Origin of the sequence: Streptomyces sp. NPDC058632, from assembly GCF_042717095.1 — a bacterium.
Lineage (GTDB): Bacteria > Actinomycetota > Actinomycetes > Streptomycetales > Streptomycetaceae > Streptomyces.
In genome coordinates, this window is record NZ_JBHXQZ010000088.1 from 13,470 (window position 1) to 33,652 (window position 20,183).

The following is a 20,183-nucleotide window of genomic DNA, read 5'->3' on the forward strand; positions in this document are numbered from 1 at the left end:
GCTCCGCCCGAGCAGGGAGGGACCCCCCTCGCGTCGGCGCCCTCCTCCGCCCTGCGGCCGAACGCACCGGACCCCACTCGCCCCGGCCGGACGGACACCGCCGATCGCCTCCGACCCGATCCGCCGGACCGGCCCCAGGCCCTGGACAGACCCTGAGCCCTGCGTCGACCGACGGCCCGGTTCCTCCGCTGCGTGCGAGGGGCCGGGCGTCGGGCTGTTCGGCGGCGGCCCGACCCGGCGCCGGATCAGGCCCGGACCGCACCCGGTCGGTGCCCGGTCAGGCCTCGTCCGTACCCGGTCAGTGTTCGGTGACCTTGCCGTCGGCCACTTCCAGGCGGCGGGTGACGTGGACCGCGTCGAGCATGCGCCGGTCGTGGGTGACGAGGAGGAGGGTGCCTTCGTAGGAGTCGAGGGCCGACTCCAGCTGCTCGATGGCGGGCAGGTCGAGGTGGTTGGTCGGCTCGTCGAGGACGAGGAGGTTGACACCCCGGCCCTGGAGGAGGGCGAGGGCGGCGCGGGTGCGTTCGCCCGGGGAGAGGGTGACCGCCGGACGCATCACGTGGTCCGCCTTGAGTCCGAACTTGGCCAGCAGGGTACGGATCTCGGCCGGTTCGGTGTCCGGGATCCCGGCGCGGAAGGCGTCGAGCAGGGCCTCGGTGCCGTGGAACAGCGCGCGGGCCTGGTCGACCTCCCCGAGCAGCACGCCCGAGCCCAGCGCGGCATGCCCGGCGTCGACCGGGACGCGGCCCAGCAGGGCGCCCAGCAGGGTGGACTTCCCGGCGCCGTTGGCGCCCGTGACGGCGACCCGGTCCGCCCAGTCGATCTGCAGGGTGACCGGCCCGAGCACGAAGTCGCCGCGCCGCACCTCGGCGTCCCGCAGCGTCGCCACCACCGCGCCGGAGCGCGGGGCCGCCGCGATCTCCATGCGCAGCTCCCATTCCTTGCGCGGCTCCTCGACCGTATCGAGGCGTTCGATCATGCGCTGGGTCTGGCGGGCCTTGGCGGCCTGCTTCTCGCTGGCCTCGCTGCGGAACTTGCGGCCGATCTTGTCGTTGTCGTTGCCCGCCTTGCGACGTGCGTTCTTCACGCCCTTGTCCATCCAGGACCGCTGCGTCTGGGCCCGGTCCTGGAGCGCGGACCTCTTGTCGGCGTACTCCTCGTACTCGTCGCGGGCGTGCCGACGGGCCACCTCCCGTTCCTCCAGGTAGGCCGCGTAGCCGCCGCCGTAGAGGTTGATCTGCCGCTGGGCGAGGTCGAGTTCGAGGACCTTGGTGACGGTGCGCGTGAGGAACTCGCGGTCGTGGCTGACCACGACCGTGCCGGCGCGCAGTCCGCCGACGAAGCGTTCGAGTCGCTCCAGGCCGTCCAGGTCGAGGTCGTTGGTCGGCTCGTCGAGGAGGAAGACGTCGTAGCGGGACAGGAGGAGGGAGGCGAGGCCGACGCGGGCCGCCTGGCCGCCGGACAGGGCGGTCATCGGCTGGTCCTGGCCGACGGTCAGCCCGAGCGACGCGGTGACCTCCTCGGCGCGTTCGTCGAGGTCGGCGCCGCCCAGGGCCAGCCAGCGCTCCAGGGCGTCCGCGTACGCGTCGTCGGCGCCGGGCGCCCCGTCGACCAGGGCCTGTGTCGCCTCGTCCATCGTCCGCTGGGCCTCGGCGACGCCGGTGCGACGGGCCAGGAAGTCCCGGACGCTCTCGCCGGGCCGGCGCTCCGGCTCCTGCGGGAGGTGGCCGACACTCGCCGTGGGCGGGGAGAGCCGCAGCTCGCCCTCCTCCGGCGCGGTGAGTCCGGCGAGCAGGCGCAGCAGTGTGGACTTGCCGGCACCGTTGGCACCGACCAGGCCGATCACGTCGCCGGGGGCGACCACGAGGTCGAGGCCGCTGAACAGGGGGCGGTCGCCATGGCCGGCGGAGAGGTTCTTGGCGACGAGGGTGGCAGTCATCAGACCGTCGATCCTAGCCTTCGCGCGTCACCCCTCGGGCACCCGGTTTCCGGCGCTCCCGCGACCGTCGCGCTTCCCCGGACGGCTCCGCGTGCGTCTCCCCCGTACGCGCTCCCCGGCCCCGGCCGGCCCCCGGCCCTCACCGCCGTACCGCCGTCGTCAGGACCGCCCCGGCGGCGCGGGCCACCAGGTAGGACTCCCCCTTGACCGTCCTCGGATCCAGGGGGATGCGGTGGCGGCCCGGTTCCAGGACGCCGTCGAAGACGTCGCGGGTGTGGGTGCGGGCGAGGCGGTCGACGCGGTACGCGGTGAGTTGCACCCGGCACGACGCGGTGACCTCGACCTCCGCGTCGGCACCCGCCGAAGCCGAGGAGGCGGGGGCGGTCAGCACGGTCAGGCGGCGCTGTTCGGGCGGGCTGCGGTCCAGGGCGTGCTCGGTCTGGGCGACGAGCAGCGGGACGATCGGGGCGTGGCCGTCGACGCAGGGCACGTCGACGCCGGCGGCGGCGAAGGCGGCGCGCACGGCGGCACGTTCGGCGGGGCCGACCGACCGGTCGAAGACGACGGCGGCGTAGCCGCGCAGTTCGTCGGCGGGGACGCCGTCGGCGTCGTGGGCGATGTCGGCGCCGACGCCGACGGTGCGCAGGGCCGCGGCGAGCCTGGCCGGCAGGGCGACGCGGGCGCCGATCAGCAGGACGCGGCGGCGGGTGCCCGGGGCGCCGTCGGCCAGCAGGGCGGCGAGGGCCGTGCGGTAGTCGGCGCCGCGGAAGCGGAACGGTCCCAGACCGTGATACCCGTTGCGTTCCAGGTCGGCGTGTTCATCGGTCTGCCAGGCGAAGTCCCGCCAGATGTAGTCCTCGCCGTCCCGCTCGATGGCGGTGGTCACCGCACCACAGCCGAGGTCCTCGCAGTCGGGGCAGCCGTAGACGATGTACCGGCCGGACGGCAGCGGTGCCTCGGTCTCGAGGAGCAGGCTGCGGACCTGGGCGGTGAAGATGGCGGGCGGGACGTCGGAGGCGAGCGGGGAGACGGCGTCGAGGTCACAGAGGCGGAACAGCAGCGGGCGTCCGTCGACGACGAAGTCGACGAAGTCCCGGTGGACCTGGTGGTCGCCGCCGGGGAGGAGTCCACCGGCACGGATCGCCGGTGTCAGGCCGAAGGTCGCGTACTCGGCAGACATGCTGTGAGTATTCCCGCAGCGGGACGGATCTGAGCACGGCATGACATATTCCGCTAACGTCCCCGCATGGAAACCGGACCGGTCTTCGATGTCCGTGTGATCGGCGGCGGGGTCGTCGGGCTGACGACGGCCGTCGTCCTCGCCGAGCGGGGCGCACGGGTACGGCTGTGGACGCGCGACCCGGTCGAGCGGACCACCTCGGCGGTTGCCGGGGCCCTGTGGTGGCCGTACCGGATCGAGCCGGTGGCGTCGGCGCACGCGTGGGCGCTGCGTTCGCTGGACGTGTACGAGAAGCTGGCGGCGCGGCCGGAGGTCACCGGCGTACGGATGGTCGAAGGGGTACTGGGCGGGACCACGCTGGACGAGGTCGGCGCCTGGGCCGCCGCGCGGCTGCCGGGGCTGCGGGTGTCGAGCACCGGGGAGCACCCGTCGGGGCCGGGTGTGTGGGCCCGGCTGCCGCTCCTCGACATGTCGGTCCATCTGCCTTGGCTGCGGGAGCGGTTCGTGGCCGCGGGCGGGGTGGTGGAGGAACGCGCGGTGACGGACCTCGCTCAGGCGGACGCCCCGGTCGTGGTGAACTGCTCGGGGCTGGGGGCGCGCGCCCTGGTGCCCGATCCCGCGGTGCGCCCGGTGCGGGGGCAGCTGGTCGTGGTGGAGAACCCGGGGATCCGTACCTGGACGGTCTCCACGGGCGCCGACGGGACGACGGCGTACGTCTTTCCGCAGCCGGGGCGGCTGGTGCTGGGCGGTACGGCGCAGGAGGACGACTGGTCCCTGGAGCCGGATCCCGCTCAGGCCGAGACGATCCTGCGGCGGTGCGCGGCGCTGCGGCCCCGGATCGCGGGGGCGCGGATCCTGGAGCACCGGGTGGGGCTGCGGCCCGCCCGGGACACCGTCCGCATCGAACGCGAGCCGCTCCCGGACGGGCGGACGCTGGTGCACAACTACGGCCACGGCGGCGCGGGCGTCACCGTGGCCTGGGGCTGCGCGCAGGAGGCGGCGGAACTCGCCCTGGGGTGAGGGCGGCGGGACGGCCCCGGAAACGGCCGGGCCGACCGCCCCTTCGGAATCGGGGCGGCCGGTACTGCCGGTGACGGCCGGAACGGCGGCCGGCGGTCAGGGCTTGGTCGGTGTCTCGTAGTGCTTGCCGACCGGGTCTCCCTCCACGTCGGTACCGGCCCCGGGTCCGATACGGAGTTCGAATTCCCCGTCGTACTTCGTGTGACCCGCGATGACGGCCAGGTCGACCGCCTCGGACCCCACCTCCCGGCGCACGATGACCGGGTCCCGGCGCAGGTCGCGCATGAGCGCCACGCACATCAGGATCATCACGACGACGAACGGGGCCGCCGCGAGGATCGTGATGTTCTGCAGGCCGGTCAGCGCGTCGCCGGAGCCGCTGCCCACCAGCAGCATGATCGCGGCGACCGCTCCGGTGACCACGCCCCAGAACACCACCACCAGGCGTCCGGGTTCGAGCGCTCCCTTCTGCGAGAGTGTGCCCATCACGACCGAGGCGGCGTCGGCGCCGGAGACGAAGAAGATGCCGACGAGGATCATCACCAGGAGGCTCGCCGCCGTGGCGAGGGGGTACTCCTGGAGGACCGCGAACAGCTGTCCCTCGGCCGTGGACTCGTCACCGAGCCGGCCCTGCTCCTGGAGCCTCATCGCGGAGCCGCCGAAGATCGCGAACCAGATCAGGCTGACCGAGCTGGGCACGAGGATGACTCCGCCGATGAACTGGCGGATCGTACGGCCCCGGCTGATGCGGGCGATGAACATGCCGACGAACGGCGTCCAGGAGATCCACCACGCCCAGTAGAAGACGGTCCAGCTGCCCAGCCAGTCCGCCACTCCCTCACCGGTGCTGGCCTCCGTACGGCCGGCCATCCGGGGCAGTTCACCCAGGTAGCCGAAGACCGAGGTGGGCAGCAGGTCGAGGACGAGGACCGCGGGACCGGCCACGAACACGAACAGCGCGAGCACCAGGGCGAGCACCATGTTGGTGTTGGACAGCCACTGGATGCCCTTCTCCACACCCGACACCGCGGAGGCGACGAACGCGACCGTGAGCACCGCGATGATGCTGACGAGCAGCCCCGTGCTCACCTCGTCCATCCACTCCAGCTCCTGCATGCCGGAGCCGATCTGCAGCGCGCCGAGCCCCAGGGAGGCCGCCGAGCCGAAGATGGTCGCCACGATCGCGAGGATGTCGATCGCGCGTCCGGTGTTCCCGTTGGCGTGCTTCGATCCGATGAGCGGGGTGAAGACGGCGCTGACGGTCTGCCGGCGGCGCCTGCGGAAGGTGCTGTAGGCGATGGCGAGGCCGACCACGGCGTAGATCGCCCACGGGTGGAGCGTCCAGTGGAAGAGCGTGGTCGCCATGGCCAGTTCCATGCGCTCGCCCGAGTCGGCCGGGTCGGTGCCGGGCGGTGCCGTGACGTAGTGCGCCAGCGGCTCACTGACACCGTAGAACATCAGACCGATTCCCATGCCCGCGCTGAACATCATCGCGACCCACGACACGGTGCGGAACTCGGGCTCCTCGCCCTCGGCACCGAGATGGATCCGGCCGTAACGGCTGGCCGCGAGCCAGAGGGCGAAGACGACGAAGCCGGAGGCGGCCAGCATGAACGCCCAGCCGCCGTTGTGCATCAGACCCGAGAGCGCGTTGCTCGAGACGTCCTCGAGCGAATCGGTAGCGGTGGCGCCCCAGACGACGAACGCGACGGTGAGCACCGCCGTGACACCGAACACCACCCGGTCGGTCCGCGGGCGCTCACGGCCCGCCAGGCCCGCCTCCGAGCCCGGCAGAGGGCCCGCCGTATGTTCCTTGTCGCTGTGCTGGTCCTTCGTCACAGGCGGCACCTTTCATCGAGCCCTTGGGCGGAGGATCGCTCCCCCAGCCATGCCCCTACCACCTTTGGCGCAAAATTCACCTCTCCAGCGGTCACGGTCCGGTCAACCGACGGGCGGATGGTGACCGAAGGGATCACACATCCGACCGAGTCGGTGACCGGTCGTGCGCGAGGCCGTGACCGGTGGCGTGTGGGTCACCCGGCTCCGGACGCGCCTCCTCCTTCTCCCGGAACGCGCTGGACGGTGTGCGCGGGCCGTACGCCGTCCCGGACGGTGGCATCGGGCGCGGATCCGGACCCGGTGGGCGCGCCCGCGGTGGCACGGGCGAAGGCGGCGGCTCCGCCGGCGAACGGGACGCGCACGGAGGTGCGGGCGAGGTCGAGGGTGAGGGTGGGGGTGTCCGCCGGGGGGTCGATCAGGCCGCGGTCCGTGCCCGCGACGATCAGGGCGAGACGGTGGCCCTCGGGGACGACGTGGTCGGTGGCGGCCAGGTCGAGGGTGAGGGTGTAGCGCTTGCCCGGGGTGAGCGGGGCGCCCCTGCCGTCGGAGGCGTGGTTGCCCAGGTCGGCCCAGCCCCGGCTGACGATCGTGTGACCGACGTCGGCGGTCCTGGCCTCGGTCTCCCGGTAGCAGGAGCTGTCGCCCTCGGTGCTCGCGCCCCAGCAGGAGCGGTCGGTGCGGGTGGTGATGCCCTCGCCCGCGGCGGCGTAGTCGCGGATGGTGTCGGGGCCGAGGTCGACGAGGACGGCGGACAGGTGCGCCGTGGAGGTGCTGGGGGTCACGGTGACGGTGGCCTCGGAGGCACCGGACACCCTCAGGTCCCGGGAGAGCGGCCCGGTGACGAAGCCGGCCTTGTCCGGTGTCGGGGTGTCGGCACCGGCCGCCCAGTCGGTCTCGCCGAGGCTCGGGTCGTCGGTGAACGTCTCGGTGCCGCGGTCCTTGCGCAGGCCCAGTGTGCCGACGCCGTCCTCGGTGCCGTGGGCGGGACGCAGGGTCGCGGCGCGGGTGCCACGCGGCGGCCAGCTCTGCGAGGTGACCCACTGGTCGGGCGCGCGCTCGATGTCGGCCATGGGCTCGCGGTCGATGCCGTTGTCGAGGCCGAGGAGTTCGTGGTCGAACCAGCGGTGCAGGGTGTCGACCCAGTCGGCGCGGCGGAAGTCGAACGGATCGACGTGTCCGGTCTGGGAGAGCCAGATCTTGCGGTCCACGCCGTTCTTCGCGAGGGCGTCCCACCACGGGCCGACGTGCTGCATCCGCACGTTGAGGTCCTGCATGCCGTGTACGAGGAAGACGCTGGCCTTCACCTTCTTCGCGGCGCGCCCGTAGTCGCGTTCGGTCCACAGCGGCGTCAGGTCGCCGGTGCGCGGGGCGCCGTCGACGAGCTCGCGCTGGACGGCCCCGCACCTGGCGCGGGCGTCCGGGCTCTCCACGTAGTTCGACAGCCAGTCGGGGCCGGAGTCGTAGAGCGGGGCGCCCTTGCTGAAGTAGTAGTCGTACCAGGAGGAGATGGCGGCGATCGGCACGATCGTCTCGAGGCCCTCGACGCCGGTGGCGGCGACACCGTTGGCGATGGTGCCGTCCCAGCTCTTGCCGATCATGCCGGTGCGGCCGTTGGTCCAGCCCGCGTCGGCCCGCTCGGCGCCGGTGCGGGTGGTGTAGGCGGTGCCGCGGCCGTTCAGCCAGTCGACGACGGCCTTCGCGGACTGGATGTCGGAGCGGCCGCCGACGTCCACGCAGCCGTCGGAGCGGTTGGTGCCGGCCAGGTCGACGCCGACGACGGCGTAGCCGCGCGGCACGAAGTAGTTGTCGTAGAACAGCGGCATCCGTACGACGTCGCCGTTCGCGTCGTACGTCTTGCGCTCGCTCTCGTTGCCGCGCCCGCAGCAGGAGTAGTACGGGCTGGCGTCCATGATGACGGGGACCTTCTGGCCCCGCTGCGCGGGCTCGGCGGGGCGGACGACGTCGACGGCGACCCGGTCGGTCCTTCCGTCGTCGTCCTCGTCGAGTCCGGTGTCCACCCAGACGGCCTCGCGGATCGCGTCGTCGTAGGAGTGGACGGGCCGGCTCTCGCGCGGCGCGGTGTCCGCCGCGGTCGCCGCCGTGGGGGTGAGCAGCGTGGCCGTCAGGGCGGCCAGGGCCACCGCCACGAGCGGTCTCCAGGTCGTGAAGCGCGTGCGTATCGGCATGCGCGGACGGTACAACGGTCAACTCGTGTGCAGAAGGGGGCATCTGACGGCCCGTAGGTGTACGGCGGCGCGATGCACCAGCGGAACCGGGAACCGCTCCGGCGGGCGGGTGCGGCTGGTGAGTGCGATGTCACAGTATTGGGGGACAGTAATACTGCCGTGTATGACGGCCGACATCGAGGAGCCGGTCCTCAGCATCGACGAACTGGCGGCACGGGCCGGGGTCACGGTGCGGACGGTCCGGTTCTACGGCAGCGAGGGGCTGCTTCCGCCGCCGGTGATCGGGCCGCGCCGCGTCGGTCACTACGGGCAGAAGCACCTGGCCCGGCCGGCGCTGATCGAGGAGTTGCGGCGGCAGGGCATGACGCCGGCGGCCATCGAGCGGTATCCGGGGCGGCTGCCGCCGGATCCGAGTGTGCGGGACCTGGCGATCCAGCGCGCGGTGGTGGCCTCCTGGGCGCCCGACACGGTGGAGAAGGTGTCGCGTGGTGAGGTGGGGCGGCGGGCGGGGCGGGCACTGGACGACGAGGATCTGCGGCGGCTGGCGGCGCTGGACGTCGTCGAGCGGGACCGCGAGGACTTCCGGGTCGACGCGGGGCTGCTGCGGCTCGGCGTCGAGCTGCTGGACGTACCGCGCTGACGCACGAGACGATCCTCGAGGCCCGCATGCCCGCACGGCCGCACGCCCGCACGGCCGCCCGGGAGCTGTCGCGGCTGCCGCGGGACGCGGTGGCGGATCGGGACCCTAGGGACGTGAAGTCGCTGTCCGCCCATCTGCGTCCGCTGGTGGTGCAGGCGCTGCTCACGGCCTTCCAGCGGTCGCTGCGCGAGGAGCTGCGGGAGGAGCTGCGGGAGGAGCTGCGGGAGGAGCTGCGGGAGTGGCTGGACAGCGGGGAGGGGCCGGGGGCGGCGGAGCCGGCGGGGACGGGAGGCCGATGCTCCCGTCCCGCCGGCCGGCCGTCGGCACCGCCCGCACCGGAGGGTCAGCGGGCGTCCGTGAACCGCTCCCCCTTCTCCGCCTTGTCCACCAGCAGCGCCGACGGTGCGAAGCGCTCGCCGTAGTGCTCGGCGAGTTCACGCGCGCGGGCCACGAACCCGGGCAGCCCGCCCTCGTAACCATTGATGTACTGGAGCACGCCACCCGTCCAGCCGGGAAAGCCGATGCCGAGGAGGGAGCCGATGTTGGCGTCGGCGACCGAGGTCAGCACACCCTCCTCCAGCAGCCGGACGGTGTCCAGCGCCTCGGCGAACAGCATCCGCTCCTGCATGTCCCGGAACGGGATCCCGTACCCCGGCTTGGTGAAGTGCTCGCGCAGGCCGGGCCACAGGGCGGCGCGCTCGCCGTCCTCGCCGTACTCGTAGAAGCCGGCGCCGCCGGCGCGGCCCGGGCGGCCGAACTCGTCGACCATGCGGTCGATGACGGCCTCGGCGGGGTGCTCGGTCCAGGTGCCTCCGGCCTCCTCGACGGCCCGCCGGGACTCGCCCCTGATCCTGCGCGGCAGGGTGAGCGTCAGCTCGTCCATGAGGGAGAGCACCTTGGCGGGGTAGCCCGCCTGGGCGGCGGCCTGTTCGACGGAGGCGGGCTCGATGCCCTCGCCGACCATGGCGACGCCCTCGTCGAGGAAGCGGCCGATGACCCGGGAGGTGAAGAAGCCGCGCGAGTCGTTGACGACGATCGGGGTCTTCTTGATCTGCCGGACCAGGTCGAAGGCGCGGGCGAGCGCCTCGTCGCCGGTCCGCTCGCCCTTGATGATCTCGACGAGCGGCATCTTGTCGACCGGCGAGAAGAAGTGCAGCCCGATGAAGTCGTCCTGGCGTCCGACGCCTTCGGCGAGGGCGGTGATGGGGAGGGTGGAGGTGTTGGAGCACAGGAGCGCGTCGGGTTCGACGACGTCCTGGATCTCCTGGAACACCTTGTGCTTGAGAGCGGTGTCCTCGAAGACGGCCTCGATGACCGCGTCGCAGCCGGCCAGGTCCTGCGCCTCGGCGGTGGGCGTGATCCGCGCGAGGAGCGCGTCGGCCTTCTCCTGGGTCGTCCGGCCCCGGGAGACGGCCTTGGCGCACAGCTTCTCGGAGTACGCCTTGCCCTTCGCGGCGGCCTCCGGGGTGACGTCCTTCAGGAGCACGTCGATGCCCGCGCGTGCGCACGAGTAGGCGATGCCCGCGCCCATCATCCCGGCGCCGAGCACGGCGACCCTGCGGACCGTGCGGGGCTCGATGCCCCGGGGGCGGTTGGCGCCGGAGTTGACGGCCTGGAGGTCGAAGAAGAACGCCTGGATCATGTTCTTCGACGTCTGCCCGGCGGCCAGCTCGACGAAGTAGCGGGCCTCGATCACCTGGGCGGTCTCGAAGTCGACCTGGGCGCCCTCGACGGCGGCGGCGAGGATGCCCCGCGGCGCCGGGTAGGGGGCACCGTTCGTCTGCTTGCGCAGGGTGGCCGGGAAGGCGGGGAGGTTGGCCGCGAGCTTGGGGTGGGAGGGGGTGCCGCCCGGGATGCGGTAGCCGGGCCGGTCCCAGGGCTGGGCGGACTCGGGGTTCGCGTCGATGAAGGCGCGGGCCTTGGCGATCAGTTCCTCGCGGGTGTCGGCCACGTCGTCGACGAGGCCGTTCTCCCGGGCGCGCCGCGGGCTGTACTGGGTGCCCTGGAGGAGCACCTTGAGCAGGGCGTCGGCGATGCCCAGCAGGCGGACGGTGCGGACGACGCCACCGCCTCCGGGGAGCAGGCCGAGGGTGACCTCGGGACAGCCGATCCTGGAGCCGGGCGCGTCCAGGGCGATCCGGTGGTGGCAGGCGAGGGCGAGTTCGTAACCGCCGCCGAGGGCCGCTCCGTTGATCGCCGCGACCACCGGCTTGCCGAGGGTCTCGATACGGCGCATCTGGCGCTTGATCGCCATGCCGCCGTCGAACAGGTCCTGCGCCGTCCCGGGGGTGACCTTGATCAGGTCGCGCAGGTCGCCGCCGGCGAAGAAGGTCTTCTTGGCGGAGGTGAGGATGATGCCGCGGATGCCGTCCTTCTCCGCCTCCAGACGGTCGGTGATCACGGCGAGGGAGTCGCGGAACGCCTGGTTCATGGTGTTCGCGGACTGGTGGGGGTCGTCCAGGACGAGGGTGACGACACCGGTGTCGTCCTGTTCCCAGCGGATGGTGGGGGTCTCGGTCATGACAGGGTCTCCGTAGAAGTCGCTCAAGTCGCTCAAGTCGCTCAAGTCGCTCAAGTCGCTCAAGTCGCTCGGTCGCTCGGGTCCGGGGTCCGGGGTCCGGGGTCCGCCGGGGATTTCAGAGGCGCTCGACGATGGTGGCGATGCCCATGCCGCCGCCCACGCAGAGCGTGGCGAGGCCGTAGTGCTTGTCCTGGCGCTCCAGTTCGTCGACGAGGGTGCCGAGGATCATCGCGCCGGTGGCGCCGAGCGGGTGGCCGAGCGCGATGGCGCCGCCGTTCACGTTGACCTTGTCCAGCGACAGGCCCATGTCCTTCACGAAGCGCAGCACGACCGCCGCGAACGCCTCGTTGATCTCGACGAGGTCGATGTCGTCGACGGTCAGCCCGGCCTTGGCGAGTGCCTTGCGGGTGGCGGGCGCGGGGCCGGTCAGCATGATGGTGGGCTCGGAGCCGGAGACGGCGGCGGAGACGATCCGGGCGCGCGGGGTGAGCCCGTACCGCTCGCCGACCTCCTTGGTGCCGATGGCGACGAGGGAGGCGCCGTCCACGATGCCGGAGGAGTTGCCGGCGTGGTGTACGTGGTCGATCTTCTCCACCCAGTGGTACTTCTGCAGCGCCACCGCGTCGAACCCGCCCAGCTCGCCGATGTCCGCGAAGGACGGCTTGAGCGCGGCGAGGGAGTCGGCGGTGGTGCCGGGGCGCAGGTGCTCGTCGTGGTCGAGGACGATCAGGCCGCTGCGGTCCTTCACCGGGACGACGGACCGCGCGAAGCGGTTCTCCTTCCAGGCCGTGGCGGCACGCTCCTGGGAGAGGGCCGCGTACTCGTCGACGTCACGCCGCGAGAAGCCCTCGATGGTGGCGATGAGGTCGGCGCCGATGCCCTGGGGGGCGAAGTTGGTGGCGAGGTTGGTCATCGGGTCGTTGAACCAGGCGCCGCCGTCGGAGGCCATCTTCACCCGGGACATCGACTCCACTCCCCCGGCCAGGACCAGGTCCTCCCAGCCGGAACGGACCTTGGCGGCAGCCAGGTTGACGGCCTCGAGGCCGGAGGCGCAGAAGCGGTTCTCCTGGACACCGGCGACCGTGTCGGGCAGCCCGGCCGCGATGGCGGCGATCCGGGCGATGTCGGAGCCCTGGTCGCCGACCGGGCTGACCACACCGAGCACGACGTCGTCGACCGCGGCCGGATCGAGGTCCGGGAAACGGTCGCGGATCTCGTGGATGAGCCCGACCACCAGGTCGACGGGCTTCGTGCCGTGCAGGGCGCCGGTCGCCTTGCCGCGCCCGCGCGGGGTGCGGATCGCGTCGTACACGTACGCTTCGGTGCTCACGAGGAGGCCTTTCGCTGAGGGTGTCGGAGGGCGGACAGCAGTCGGGGTACGTCCCAGTCGCGGGCCACGTCGTCGGTGTCGGCGCCCGGCCGGGCGGGCGCGGTGCGGACACCGGTGGGGGTGGCGGAGAACCGCGGGGCCGGTGCGGGCTGGGTGATACCGCCGTGGTCCGTGAAAGTGCCGCGGGCGGCGAGGTGCGGGTCGTACGGGGCCTCGCGCAGCGACAGGACGGGGGCCACGCACGCGTCGGAGGCGTCGAAGACGGCGGTCCACTCCTCGCGGGTGCGTTCCTTGAAGCGGGCGGCGACCCGCTCGCGCAGGGCGGGCCACCGGGTGACATCGGTGCGGGCCCCGGCGAGTCCGGGCCCGGCCTCGCCCTCGTCGCCCTCGTCCTCGATGCCGAGCAGCCGCAGGAACTCGTCGTAGAACTCCGGTTCGAGCGCGCCCACCGCCATGTGTCCGCCGTCGGCCGTCCCGTACGTCCCGTAGTACGGACAGCCGCCGTCGAGGAGGTTGGCTCCGCGCCGGTCCTGCCAGGCTCCGGCCGCGAGCATGCCGTGGATCATGGCGGACAGGTGGGCGGTGCCGTCCACGATGGCCGCGTCGACGACCTGCCCGGTGCCGCCCGCGCGCGCGTGGTGCAGGGCGGCGAGGACGCCGACGACGAGGTAGAGGGAGCCGCCCGCGTAGTCGCCGAGCAGGTTGGCCGGGACGGCCGGCGGCCGGCCGGGGCTGCCGATCATGCCGAGGGTGCCGGTGCGGGCGATGTACGCGATGTCGTGCCCCGCGCGGTCCGCGAGCGGGCCCTGCTGGCCCCAGCCGGTCATCCGGCCGTAGACGAGGCGCGGGTTGCGGGCGTGGCAGTCCCCGGGGCCGACGCCCAGGCGCTCGGCGACACCGGGGCGGAAGCCCTCGACGAGGATGTCGGCACGCTCGATCAGGTCGAGCACGCGGTCGCCGCCGCCGGGGGCCTTCAGATCGACGACGACGGAGCGCTTGTTGCGGTTGGTGACGTCGTACGCCGGGTCGATGCCGAGTCCGGGGCCGCCGGGGCGGTCCACGCGGACGACGTCGGCGCCCAGATCGGCCAGGAGCATCGCGGCGAACGGCCCGGGGCCGATCCCGGCCAGTTCGACCACCCGCACGCCGGTCAGCGGCCCCTGCCCCGACGACCGTGCCGGTGCGGGTACCTGTGCCTCCGTCATCGCACCCCCAGCTTCGACACAACCGATGTCACACCCATGACGCCAAGAACACGTTCCACCCAGTACAAGAGCGGGCGAGCAAGCGCTTGGCCACTGTTCGCCCACTGTACGACGCGGTCCGTGCCCCCGCCCGGCTCAGGTGCCGTCCGGGCCTGTCCGGCGGCCCACGTGGGAGGTGGCCGGCGGCACCGGGTTGAGACTTTTCGGCGCCGGACCCGGGCCGTTCGGCAGAATCCTCCGCAGAAGTGCCAAAGGGAAGTTCAATGGAACACTTGAAGGCATGCGATTTCTTCTCGAAGTGGACATGGACGACCAGGCGTTGGCGAAGGACCCCGCGGGTGAGCTGGGGCGGATCCTTCGCTACTGGGGCGGCAACCTGCGGCACTACCCGATGAAGGCCGGTGACGGGTCGGAGATCTACGACTCGGAGTACCGAGAGGTGGGCCGTTGGCGCATCGAGCAGGACGAGGGAGGCGGGCCGGGCGGCCGGGGCGAGCGGAGGGGAGCCGCTTAGGGCCTGCCCGCCGCCTCCCCAAGGGCCCTGCGGCACAGGGCGTCCGCCCGGCGGGTGGTCTCCGGGAGGCGGTGGGCGGGAGTCAGCGCGAGGGTGTGGGCGCAGGCGTTGGCGAGGCCGACGCGATGGCCGACCGAGACGAAGACCGGCTTGACGGAGTCCCGGGTACGCAGGGCCCGGCCGACCTCCTCGGCACCGGCGAGCAGCGGGGCCGTGCTGCCGCGCGGGGTCGCCGGGGCCGTGAAGGTGAAGGTGAAGGGGTTCTTGGCGACGCCGATCGTCGGCAGGCCGGTGAGGACCCCCAGGTGGCTGGCGAGGCCGAAGCGACGGGGGTGGGCGAGCCCGTAGCCGTCGCAGACGACCAGGCCGGGCGGGCACGGCAGGGCGTCGAGGGCGGCCAGCACGGTGGGGATCTCGCGGAAGGCCAGCAGGCCGGGCACGTACGGGAAGGAGATCCGGCCGACGGCCGTGGCCTCGGCGACGACCTCGAGGCTCGCCGCGTCCAGGACGACGGCCGCGGCGGCGACGAGGTCCCGCTCGTCGTCGTACGCGACGTCGACACCGGTGACCCGGCCCGTCCCGGGCGGCGGGCCGGGCTCGTCGAGCACCACCCGCCCGCGCAGTCCGTCCTGGACGGCACGGGCCGCTTCCTCGGTCGTCGGCCAGCCGTCGGGGATGCGTACGCTCGTCATGGTGGCGACGAGCCTACGCGGCGGAGGACTTCGCGTGTCGGGGCGGGGCTCGGTCCCGGCCCCGCCGCACCTCACGTGTCGCCGAGGGTCCGCCGGAGCCGGCCCTTGTTCCCTTCCGACCGGCCCTCGCCCTCCGTTGCCCGGCCTTTTCGGACACCTGGTCACAAGTGGGCCCTGCGCGCCCTTGGACGTCGGCACTCCGCCGCATGAAAGCGGTGACAGAGGTCACCCTGTTCCAGGGGGCACGGATTGGCCGATTCCGTCGTCTCTTTGAGTAGCCCGCCCTATCCGCCCGGAAGCCGTCCAGCCGTCACGAGGGAGCAAGGCGTTGTCCACCGTCATCGAGCAGCCCGTCGAGGCCCGTCTCGTCGCCGCCGCGCCGCGGATGGCGAGTATTCCCGCCACTCTGCACTACGACCGCAGCGATCCGTTCGCCGTCCGCATGACCTTTCCCGCTCCCGCCACCCTGGAGGGCGTCGAGGTCTGCTGGACCTTCGCCCGCGAGCTGCTCACGGCGGGGCTGCACGAGCCCGAGGGCCACGGTGACGTCCGCGTGCGGCCGTACGGCTACGACCGGACCGTGCTGGAGTTCCACGCTCCGGAGGGAACCGCCGTCGTGCACGTCCGGTCGGGCGAGATACGCCGGTTCCTGGAGGCGACCGGCGAACTCGTGCCGGCCGGCCTGGAGCACCTCCAGCTCGACCTGGACCGCGATCTCGCCGAGCTGATCCGCGACGCCTGCTGAGCGAGGGACGGCGGGTGAGTGTTTGCGGATAGTCGGCGCGCTTGACAGTCTGCGATCATGAGCACCCCCCACGACTCCCCCGACGGTTCCTCCCCCACTCCCCCGGCGGAAGGCTGGATCACCACCCCGCTCACCGAGGACCTGCTGCGCGGCGCGCTCGAGCTGGAGCGGACCGCACAGGGGGTGCAGCCGCACCGGTTGCCCGCCCGGGCCCGCGCGCAGGCCGCCGACGGACAGCTGGCCATGGCGGAGGCGCAGCCGTCCGGCGTCCGGCTGGTCCTGCGCACCCGGGCCACGGTCGTCGAACTGGACGCGCTCCGCACCAAGATGGCCTACGAGGGCGCTCCGCCCAGCCCGGACGGTGTCTACGACCTGCTGATCGACGGCGAAGCGGCCGGGCAGGCCCGTCTCACCGACGGCAACGTCATGCTGATGGACATGGCCACGGGCTCCGCCGAGCTCCAGCCGGGTCCCGTGGGCACGGTCCGGTTCACCGGGCTGCCGGGCCATGACAAGCGCGTCGAGATCTGGCTCCCGCACAACGAGATGACCCGGCTGGTCGCCCTGCGCACCGACGCTCCCGTGTCCCCGGTGGCCCCCGGGGACCGCAGGGTGTGGCTGCACCACGGCAGCTCGATCAGCCATGGTTCCGAGGCCGCGAGCCCGACCACGACCTGGCCCGCGCTGGCCGCCTCGCTCGGCGGGGTGGACCTGGTGAACCTGGGACTGAGCGGCAGCGCGCTGCTCGACCCGTTCACCGCGCGGGCGATGCGGGACACGCCCGCGGACCTGATCAGCGTCAAGGTCGGCATCAATCTGGTCAACATGGATCTGCTGCGGCTGCGTGCCTTCGCTCCGGCGGTGCACGGTTTCCTCGACACGATCCGCGACGGCCGTCCGACGACGCCGCTGCTGGTCGTCTCGCCCATTCTGTGCCCCATCCACGAGGACACCCCGGGCCCGAGCCTGCCCGACTTCAGCACCGTCGGCGAGGGCCGGTTCCGGTTCGTGGCCATGGGAGACCCCGAGGAGCGGGCCGCCGGGAAGCTGACCCTCAACGTCGTACGGGAGGAGCTGGCCCGCGTGGTGAAGCAGCGGGCGGCCGACGACCCGCATCTGCACTACCTGGACGGCCGCGAGCTCTACGGCGAGGCGGACCACGCCGAGCTGCCGCTGCCCGACGCGCTGCACCCGGACGCCGCCACGCACCGCCGCATGGGCGAGCGCTTCGCGGAACTGGCCTTCGGCACCGGCGGGGCGTTCACCGGCTGACCCGGCCCGCCCGGCACCCTTCCGGACTGCGGCCCTGCGGACCCCGCGAAAAACGCGTTGACAGCCGTTCCGGCCCTTCGTACGGTGTACGAGCTTCTGTTGCCGTCGATTGGAGAGGGACGTTGCTCGTCTGAGGTCCTGAGACACCGCGTCACACCCGTGTGGTGTGCACGCAGCGTGCGACCTCGGCGTACGAGCCGTCCTTGCGGAACAGGGCTTTCCCCATGCCCGCACCTCCCCGCCCGGCTCCCGGTCGTCATACGGCGGTCGCCCTCCCCCGGTGTCTCGATACGCGTTTGCCCCGACCGCACCACGCAACCGCGGAGGCCCGCATGTCCACAGCCATCACCTGTACCGCCCTGTCCTTCACCTGGCCCGACGGCACTCCCGTCCTCGAGGACCTCGACGTCGCCTTCGGCCCCGGCCTGACCGGCCTCATCGGCGTCAACGGGTCAGGGAAATCAACCCTGCTGAAGCTGATCGCCGGTGAACTCCGGCCGGCCTACGGCACTGTCCGCGTCACCGGCGAGGTGGGATATCTGCCGCAGAACGTCACGCTCGACACTTCGCTGAGGGTCGACGAGGCGCTCGGTATCGCCGCGCAGCGGGCGGCGCTGCACGCCATCGAGGCGGGCGACGTGTCCGAGACGCACTTCGAGACGGTCGGCGACGACTGGGACGTGGAGGAGCGCGCCCTGGCCACACTCGGCGAACTCGGCCTGGGAAACATCGGGTTGGACCGCACCATCGGCGAGGTCTCGGGCGGCGAGTCGGTGCTGCTGCGGCTGGCCGCGCTGCTGCTGGACCGGCCCGACGTACTGCTGCTCGACGAACCCACCAACAACCTCGACCTGTACGCCCGCAGACGGCTGTACACGGCCGTCGGAAACTGGCCGGGCGTCATGGTCGTGGTCAGCCACGACCGCGAACTGCTGGAACTCGTCGACCAGATCGCCGACCTGCGCTCCGGGGAGGTGACCTGGTACGGCGGCAACTACACGGCCTACGAGGAGGCGCTGGCGGTCGAACAGGAGGCGGCCGAGCGCATGGTGCGGGTCGCAGAGGCGGACCTGCGCAAGCAGAAGCGCGAGCTGGCCGACGCTCAGGTGAAGTTGGCCCGTCGCAAGCGGTACGGGCAGAAGATGTGGGACCAGAAGCGCGAGCCGAAGATCGTCATGGGCGCCCGCAAGCGGGCGGCCCAGGAGTCCGCGGGCAAGCACCGCATCATGCACGAGGAGAGGCTCGCCGGGGCGAAGGAACGGCTCGACGAGGCGGTGGAGGCCGTGCGGGACGACGACGAGATCCGCGTCGACCTGCCGTACACGGCCGTACCACCGGGACGTACCGTCCTCACCCTCACCGACCTCGAACTCGCTTACGGCGCCCGGGTGGAGGGCGGTTTCGAGCTGCGGGGCCCGGAGCGGGTCGCGCTGATCGGGCGCAACGGCACGGGCAAGACGACGCTGCTGCGCACCGTCGCGGGCGAACTCCCGCCGGTGTCCGGACAGGCGGTGGCGCAGGTTCCGCTGCGGTTCCTGCCGCAGCGCCTCGATGTCCTCGACGGCGGGCTGAGCGTCGCCGAGAACGTGGCACGGTTCGCACCGGACGCCACCGACAACCGGATCCGGGCGCGGCTGGCCCGCTTCCTGTTCCGGGGTGCCCGCGCCGACCGGAAGGCGGTGACACTGTCCGGCGGCGAACGCTTCCGGGCGACGCTGGCCGCGCTGCTGCTGGCCGAGCCGGCGCCGCAGCTGCTGATGCTGGACGAGCCGACCAACAACCTCGACACCGCCAGCGTCCGGCAGCTCACCACGGCGCTGGAGTCCTACGAGGGGGCACTGATCGTGGCGAGCCACGACCTGCCGTTCCTGGAGTCGCTCGGGATCACGCGCTGGCTGCTGATGGAGGAGGGGGAACTGAAGGAGATCGCACCGGAAGCCGTCGGGGGACCCGGGGCCTGAGCAGCAGCCTTTACGACACGCTTAACCTACGGTTTCGTAACCTACGGATTCGTAGCCTACGATTTCTTAGGTCGCCGGCGCCGCTCGCCGATGCCCCACGTATGTCCCCGTCCCCTGGAGTACCGCATGTCGATCACCTCTCCCCACCTCGGCAGCTCTTCCGCCTGGACCGACGCCCGGCTGCTGTACGCACTGGAGGAAGTGGTCGAAAAGGAGCTCAACCGGCACCTGAAGGTCACCAAGGACTGGATGCCGCACGAGTACGTGCCGTTCAGCGACGCCCGTAACTTCCCCGGGTTCTTCGAGGACGGGGAGGCCTGGGAGAAGGAGCAGTCCAAGGTCACCGAGGTCGGCCGGGTCGCCCTGGTGGTGAACCTGCTGACCGAGGACAACCTGCCGAGCTACCACCACGAGATCGCCACGCTGTTCGGCCGCGAGGGTGCCTGGGGCACCTGGGTGCACCGCTGGACCGCGGAGGAGGGCCGGCACGGCATCGTGATGCGGGACTACCTGCTCGCCTCGCGGGCGGTGGACCCGGACAAGCTGGAGCAGTTCCGCATGTCCCACATGAGCGAGGGCTTCGAGTCGGACAACCGCCACTCGATGCTGCACTCGGTCGCCTATGTCGCGTTCCAGGAGCTGGCCACCCGCATCTCGCACCGCAACACCGGCCACCAGTCCGGTGACCCGGTCTGCGACCGGATGCTGGCCCGCATCGCGACCGACGAGAACCTCCACATGATCTTCTACCGGAACCTGCTCAAGGCCGCCTTCGAGATCGCCCCCGACCTCACGATGCAGGCGGTGCGGGACGTCGTCGTGAACTTCCGGATGCCGGGCCACAGCATCCCCGGCTTCGAGCGGGCCGCGGCGCAGATGGCGATCGGCGAGGTCTACAACCTGCGCATCCACCACGACGACGTGCTCCAGCCGGTGATCCGCTTCCTGAAGATCATGGAGATCGACGGGCTCGGCCCCGAGGGCATCCAGGCCCAGGAGGAGCTCGGCCTGTTCCTCGACGGCCTGGACTCCGAGGCGAGCAAGTTCGACGAGAAGCTCGCGGCGCGCAAGGCCCGGATGGCGGCGCGGGCGGCCGGCTGACCCCCGCACTCGCGACGACAGCGGCGGCGGGCCGCCCC

At 72.2% G+C, this 20,183-nt stretch carries 14 protein-coding genes and 1 pseudogene; 7 read left to right on the forward strand and 8 right to left on the reverse strand.

Annotation, left to right across the window (positions count from 1 at the left end; translation table 11 throughout):
• Positions 1-298: 298 nt before the first annotated feature.
• Both ACFWVE_RS27640 and ACFWVE_RS27645 read right to left on the reverse strand, forming a co-directional pair.
• Entirely contained in the window at positions 299-1,939 is a 1,641-nt protein-coding gene (locus ACFWVE_RS27640; protein WP_384019380.1) for an ABC-F family ATP-binding cassette domain-containing protein, read from the reverse strand.
• Positions 1,940-2,078: 139 nt separating this feature from the next.
• Positions 2,079-3,119, reverse strand: a complete 1,041-nt coding sequence (locus ACFWVE_RS27645; RefSeq protein ID WP_384019383.1) for an oxidoreductase — start codon at positions 3,117-3,119, stop codon at positions 2,079-2,081.
• Between the two features lie 66 nt (positions 3,120-3,185).
• Here ACFWVE_RS27645 and ACFWVE_RS27650 point away from each other — a divergent pair, with 66 nt between their 5' ends.
• Positions 3,186-4,139: an NAD(P)/FAD-dependent oxidoreductase gene (locus tag ACFWVE_RS27650; protein ID WP_384019386.1), complete on the forward strand. Its 954-nt coding sequence runs from the start codon at positions 3,186-3,188 to the stop codon at positions 4,137-4,139.
• Positions 4,140-4,235: 96 nt separating this feature from the next.
• On the opposite strand, the gene ACFWVE_RS27655 is transcribed toward ACFWVE_RS27650, so the two are convergent.
• Positions 4,236-5,978 carry a BCCT family transporter gene (locus ACFWVE_RS27655; RefSeq protein WP_384019389.1) on the reverse strand — a complete coding sequence of 581 codons (1,743 nt, stop codon included), beginning with the start codon at positions 5,976-5,978 and terminating at the stop codon, positions 4,236-4,238.
• A 194-nt stretch (positions 5,979-6,172) separates the two neighbouring features.
• Positions 6,173-8,164, reverse strand: a complete 1,992-nt coding sequence (locus ACFWVE_RS27660; RefSeq protein WP_384019392.1) for a Xaa-Pro dipeptidyl-peptidase — start codon at positions 8,162-8,164, stop codon at positions 6,173-6,175.
• A gap of 163 nt (positions 8,165-8,327) precedes the next feature.
• Here ACFWVE_RS27660 and ACFWVE_RS27665 point away from each other — a divergent pair.
• Positions 8,328-9,022: pseudogene (locus tag ACFWVE_RS27665) on the forward strand (MerR family transcriptional regulator); the annotation flags it as partial.
• Positions 9,023-9,147: 125 nt separating this feature from the next.
• Here ACFWVE_RS27665 and ACFWVE_RS27670 read toward each other — a convergent pair.
• From ACFWVE_RS27670 to ACFWVE_RS27680, 3 genes are all read right to left on the reverse strand, one after another.
• Entirely contained in the window at positions 9,148-11,325 is a 2,178-nt protein-coding gene (locus ACFWVE_RS27670; RefSeq protein WP_384019395.1) for a 3-hydroxyacyl-CoA dehydrogenase NAD-binding domain-containing protein, read from the reverse strand.
• A 115-nt stretch (positions 11,326-11,440) separates the two neighbouring features.
• Complete coding sequence (locus ACFWVE_RS27675; RefSeq protein WP_384019398.1) at positions 11,441-12,655, reverse strand: acetyl-CoA C-acetyltransferase; 1,215 nt, start codon at positions 12,653-12,655, stop codon at positions 11,441-11,443.
• Positions 12,652-13,860 (reverse strand): CaiB/BaiF CoA transferase family protein, encoded by a 1,209-nt coding sequence (locus ACFWVE_RS27680; RefSeq protein ID WP_384019402.1) that lies wholly within the window; start codon positions 13,858-13,860, stop codon positions 12,652-12,654. Before ACFWVE_RS27680 ends, ACFWVE_RS27675 begins: the two co-directional genes overlap by 4 nt.
• 280 nt (positions 13,861-14,140) lie before the next feature.
• Between ACFWVE_RS27680 and ACFWVE_RS27685 the strand changes: the two genes are divergently transcribed.
• Positions 14,141-14,374 carry a hypothetical protein gene (locus ACFWVE_RS27685; RefSeq protein WP_384019404.1) on the forward strand — a complete coding sequence of 78 codons (234 nt, stop codon included), beginning with the start codon at positions 14,141-14,143 and terminating at the stop codon, positions 14,372-14,374.
• On the opposite strand, the gene ACFWVE_RS27690 is transcribed toward ACFWVE_RS27685, so the two are convergent.
• Positions 14,371-15,066 (reverse strand): endonuclease V, encoded by a 696-nt coding sequence (locus ACFWVE_RS27690; protein WP_384019408.1) that lies wholly within the window; start codon positions 15,064-15,066, stop codon positions 14,371-14,373. The two genes, ACFWVE_RS27685 and ACFWVE_RS27690, sit on opposite strands and share 4 nt — an antisense overlap.
• A gap of 328 nt (positions 15,067-15,394) precedes the next feature.
• Here ACFWVE_RS27690 and ACFWVE_RS27695 point away from each other — a divergent pair, with 328 nt between their 5' ends.
• The 4 genes from ACFWVE_RS27695 to ACFWVE_RS27710 all read left to right on the forward strand — a co-directional run bounded on the left by ACFWVE_RS27695 (position 15,395) and on the right by ACFWVE_RS27710 (position 20,145).
• Complete coding sequence (locus tag ACFWVE_RS27695; protein WP_384019411.1) at positions 15,395-15,811, forward strand: SsgA family sporulation/cell division regulator; 417 nt, start codon at positions 15,395-15,397, stop codon at positions 15,809-15,811.
• 57 nt (positions 15,812-15,868) lie between these two features.
• Positions 15,869-17,083 carry a GDSL-type esterase/lipase family protein gene (locus ACFWVE_RS27700; RefSeq protein ID WP_384019414.1) on the forward strand — a complete coding sequence of 405 codons (1,215 nt, stop codon included), beginning with the start codon at positions 15,869-15,871 and terminating at the stop codon, positions 17,081-17,083.
• Between the two features lie 332 nt (positions 17,084-17,415).
• Positions 17,416-19,044: an ABC-F family ATP-binding cassette domain-containing protein gene (locus tag ACFWVE_RS27705; protein ID WP_384019416.1), complete on the forward strand. Its 1,629-nt coding sequence runs from the start codon at positions 17,416-17,418 to the stop codon at positions 19,042-19,044.
• A gap of 126 nt (positions 19,045-19,170) precedes the next feature.
• On the forward strand, positions 19,171-20,145 hold the full coding sequence (locus tag ACFWVE_RS27710) for an acyl-ACP desaturase (protein WP_384019419.1): 975 nt from the start codon (positions 19,171-19,173) through the stop codon (positions 20,143-20,145).
• The last annotated feature ends 38 nt before the right edge of the window (positions 20,146-20,183 follow it).

Coding starts and splice junctions, on each gene's coding strand:
- ACFWVE_RS27640 (WP_384019380.1), bottom strand. CDS start 1,939: ATGACTGCCACCCTCGTCGCCAAGAACCTCTCCGCCGGCCATGGCGAC.
- ACFWVE_RS27645 (WP_384019383.1), bottom strand. CDS start 3,119: ATGTCTGCCGAGTACGCGACCTTCGGCCTGACACCGGCGATCCGTGCC.
- ACFWVE_RS27650 (WP_384019386.1), top strand. CDS start 3,186: ATGGAAACCGGACCGGTCTTCGATGTCCGTGTGATCGGCGGCGGGGTC.
- ACFWVE_RS27660 (WP_384019392.1), bottom strand. CDS start 8,164: ATGCCGATACGCACGCGCTTCACGACCTGGAGACCGCTCGTGGCGGTG.
- ACFWVE_RS27670 (WP_384019395.1), bottom strand. CDS start 11,325: ATGACCGAGACCCCCACCATCCGCTGGGAACAGGACGACACCGGTGTC.
- ACFWVE_RS27680 (WP_384019402.1), bottom strand. CDS start 13,860: ATGACGGAGGCACAGGTACCCGCACCGGCACGGTCGTCGGGGCAGGGG.
- ACFWVE_RS27685 (WP_384019404.1), top strand. CDS start 14,141: ATGCGATTTCTTCTCGAAGTGGACATGGACGACCAGGCGTTGGCGAAG.
- ACFWVE_RS27690 (WP_384019408.1), bottom strand. CDS start 15,066: ATGACGAGCGTACGCATCCCCGACGGCTGGCCGACGACCGAGGAAGCG.
- ACFWVE_RS27700 (WP_384019414.1), top strand. CDS start 15,869: ATGAGCACCCCCCACGACTCCCCCGACGGTTCCTCCCCCACTCCCCCG.
- ACFWVE_RS27705 (WP_384019416.1), top strand. CDS start 17,416: ATGTCCACAGCCATCACCTGTACCGCCCTGTCCTTCACCTGGCCCGAC.
- ACFWVE_RS27710 (WP_384019419.1), top strand. CDS start 19,171: ATGTCGATCACCTCTCCCCACCTCGGCAGCTCTTCCGCCTGGACCGAC.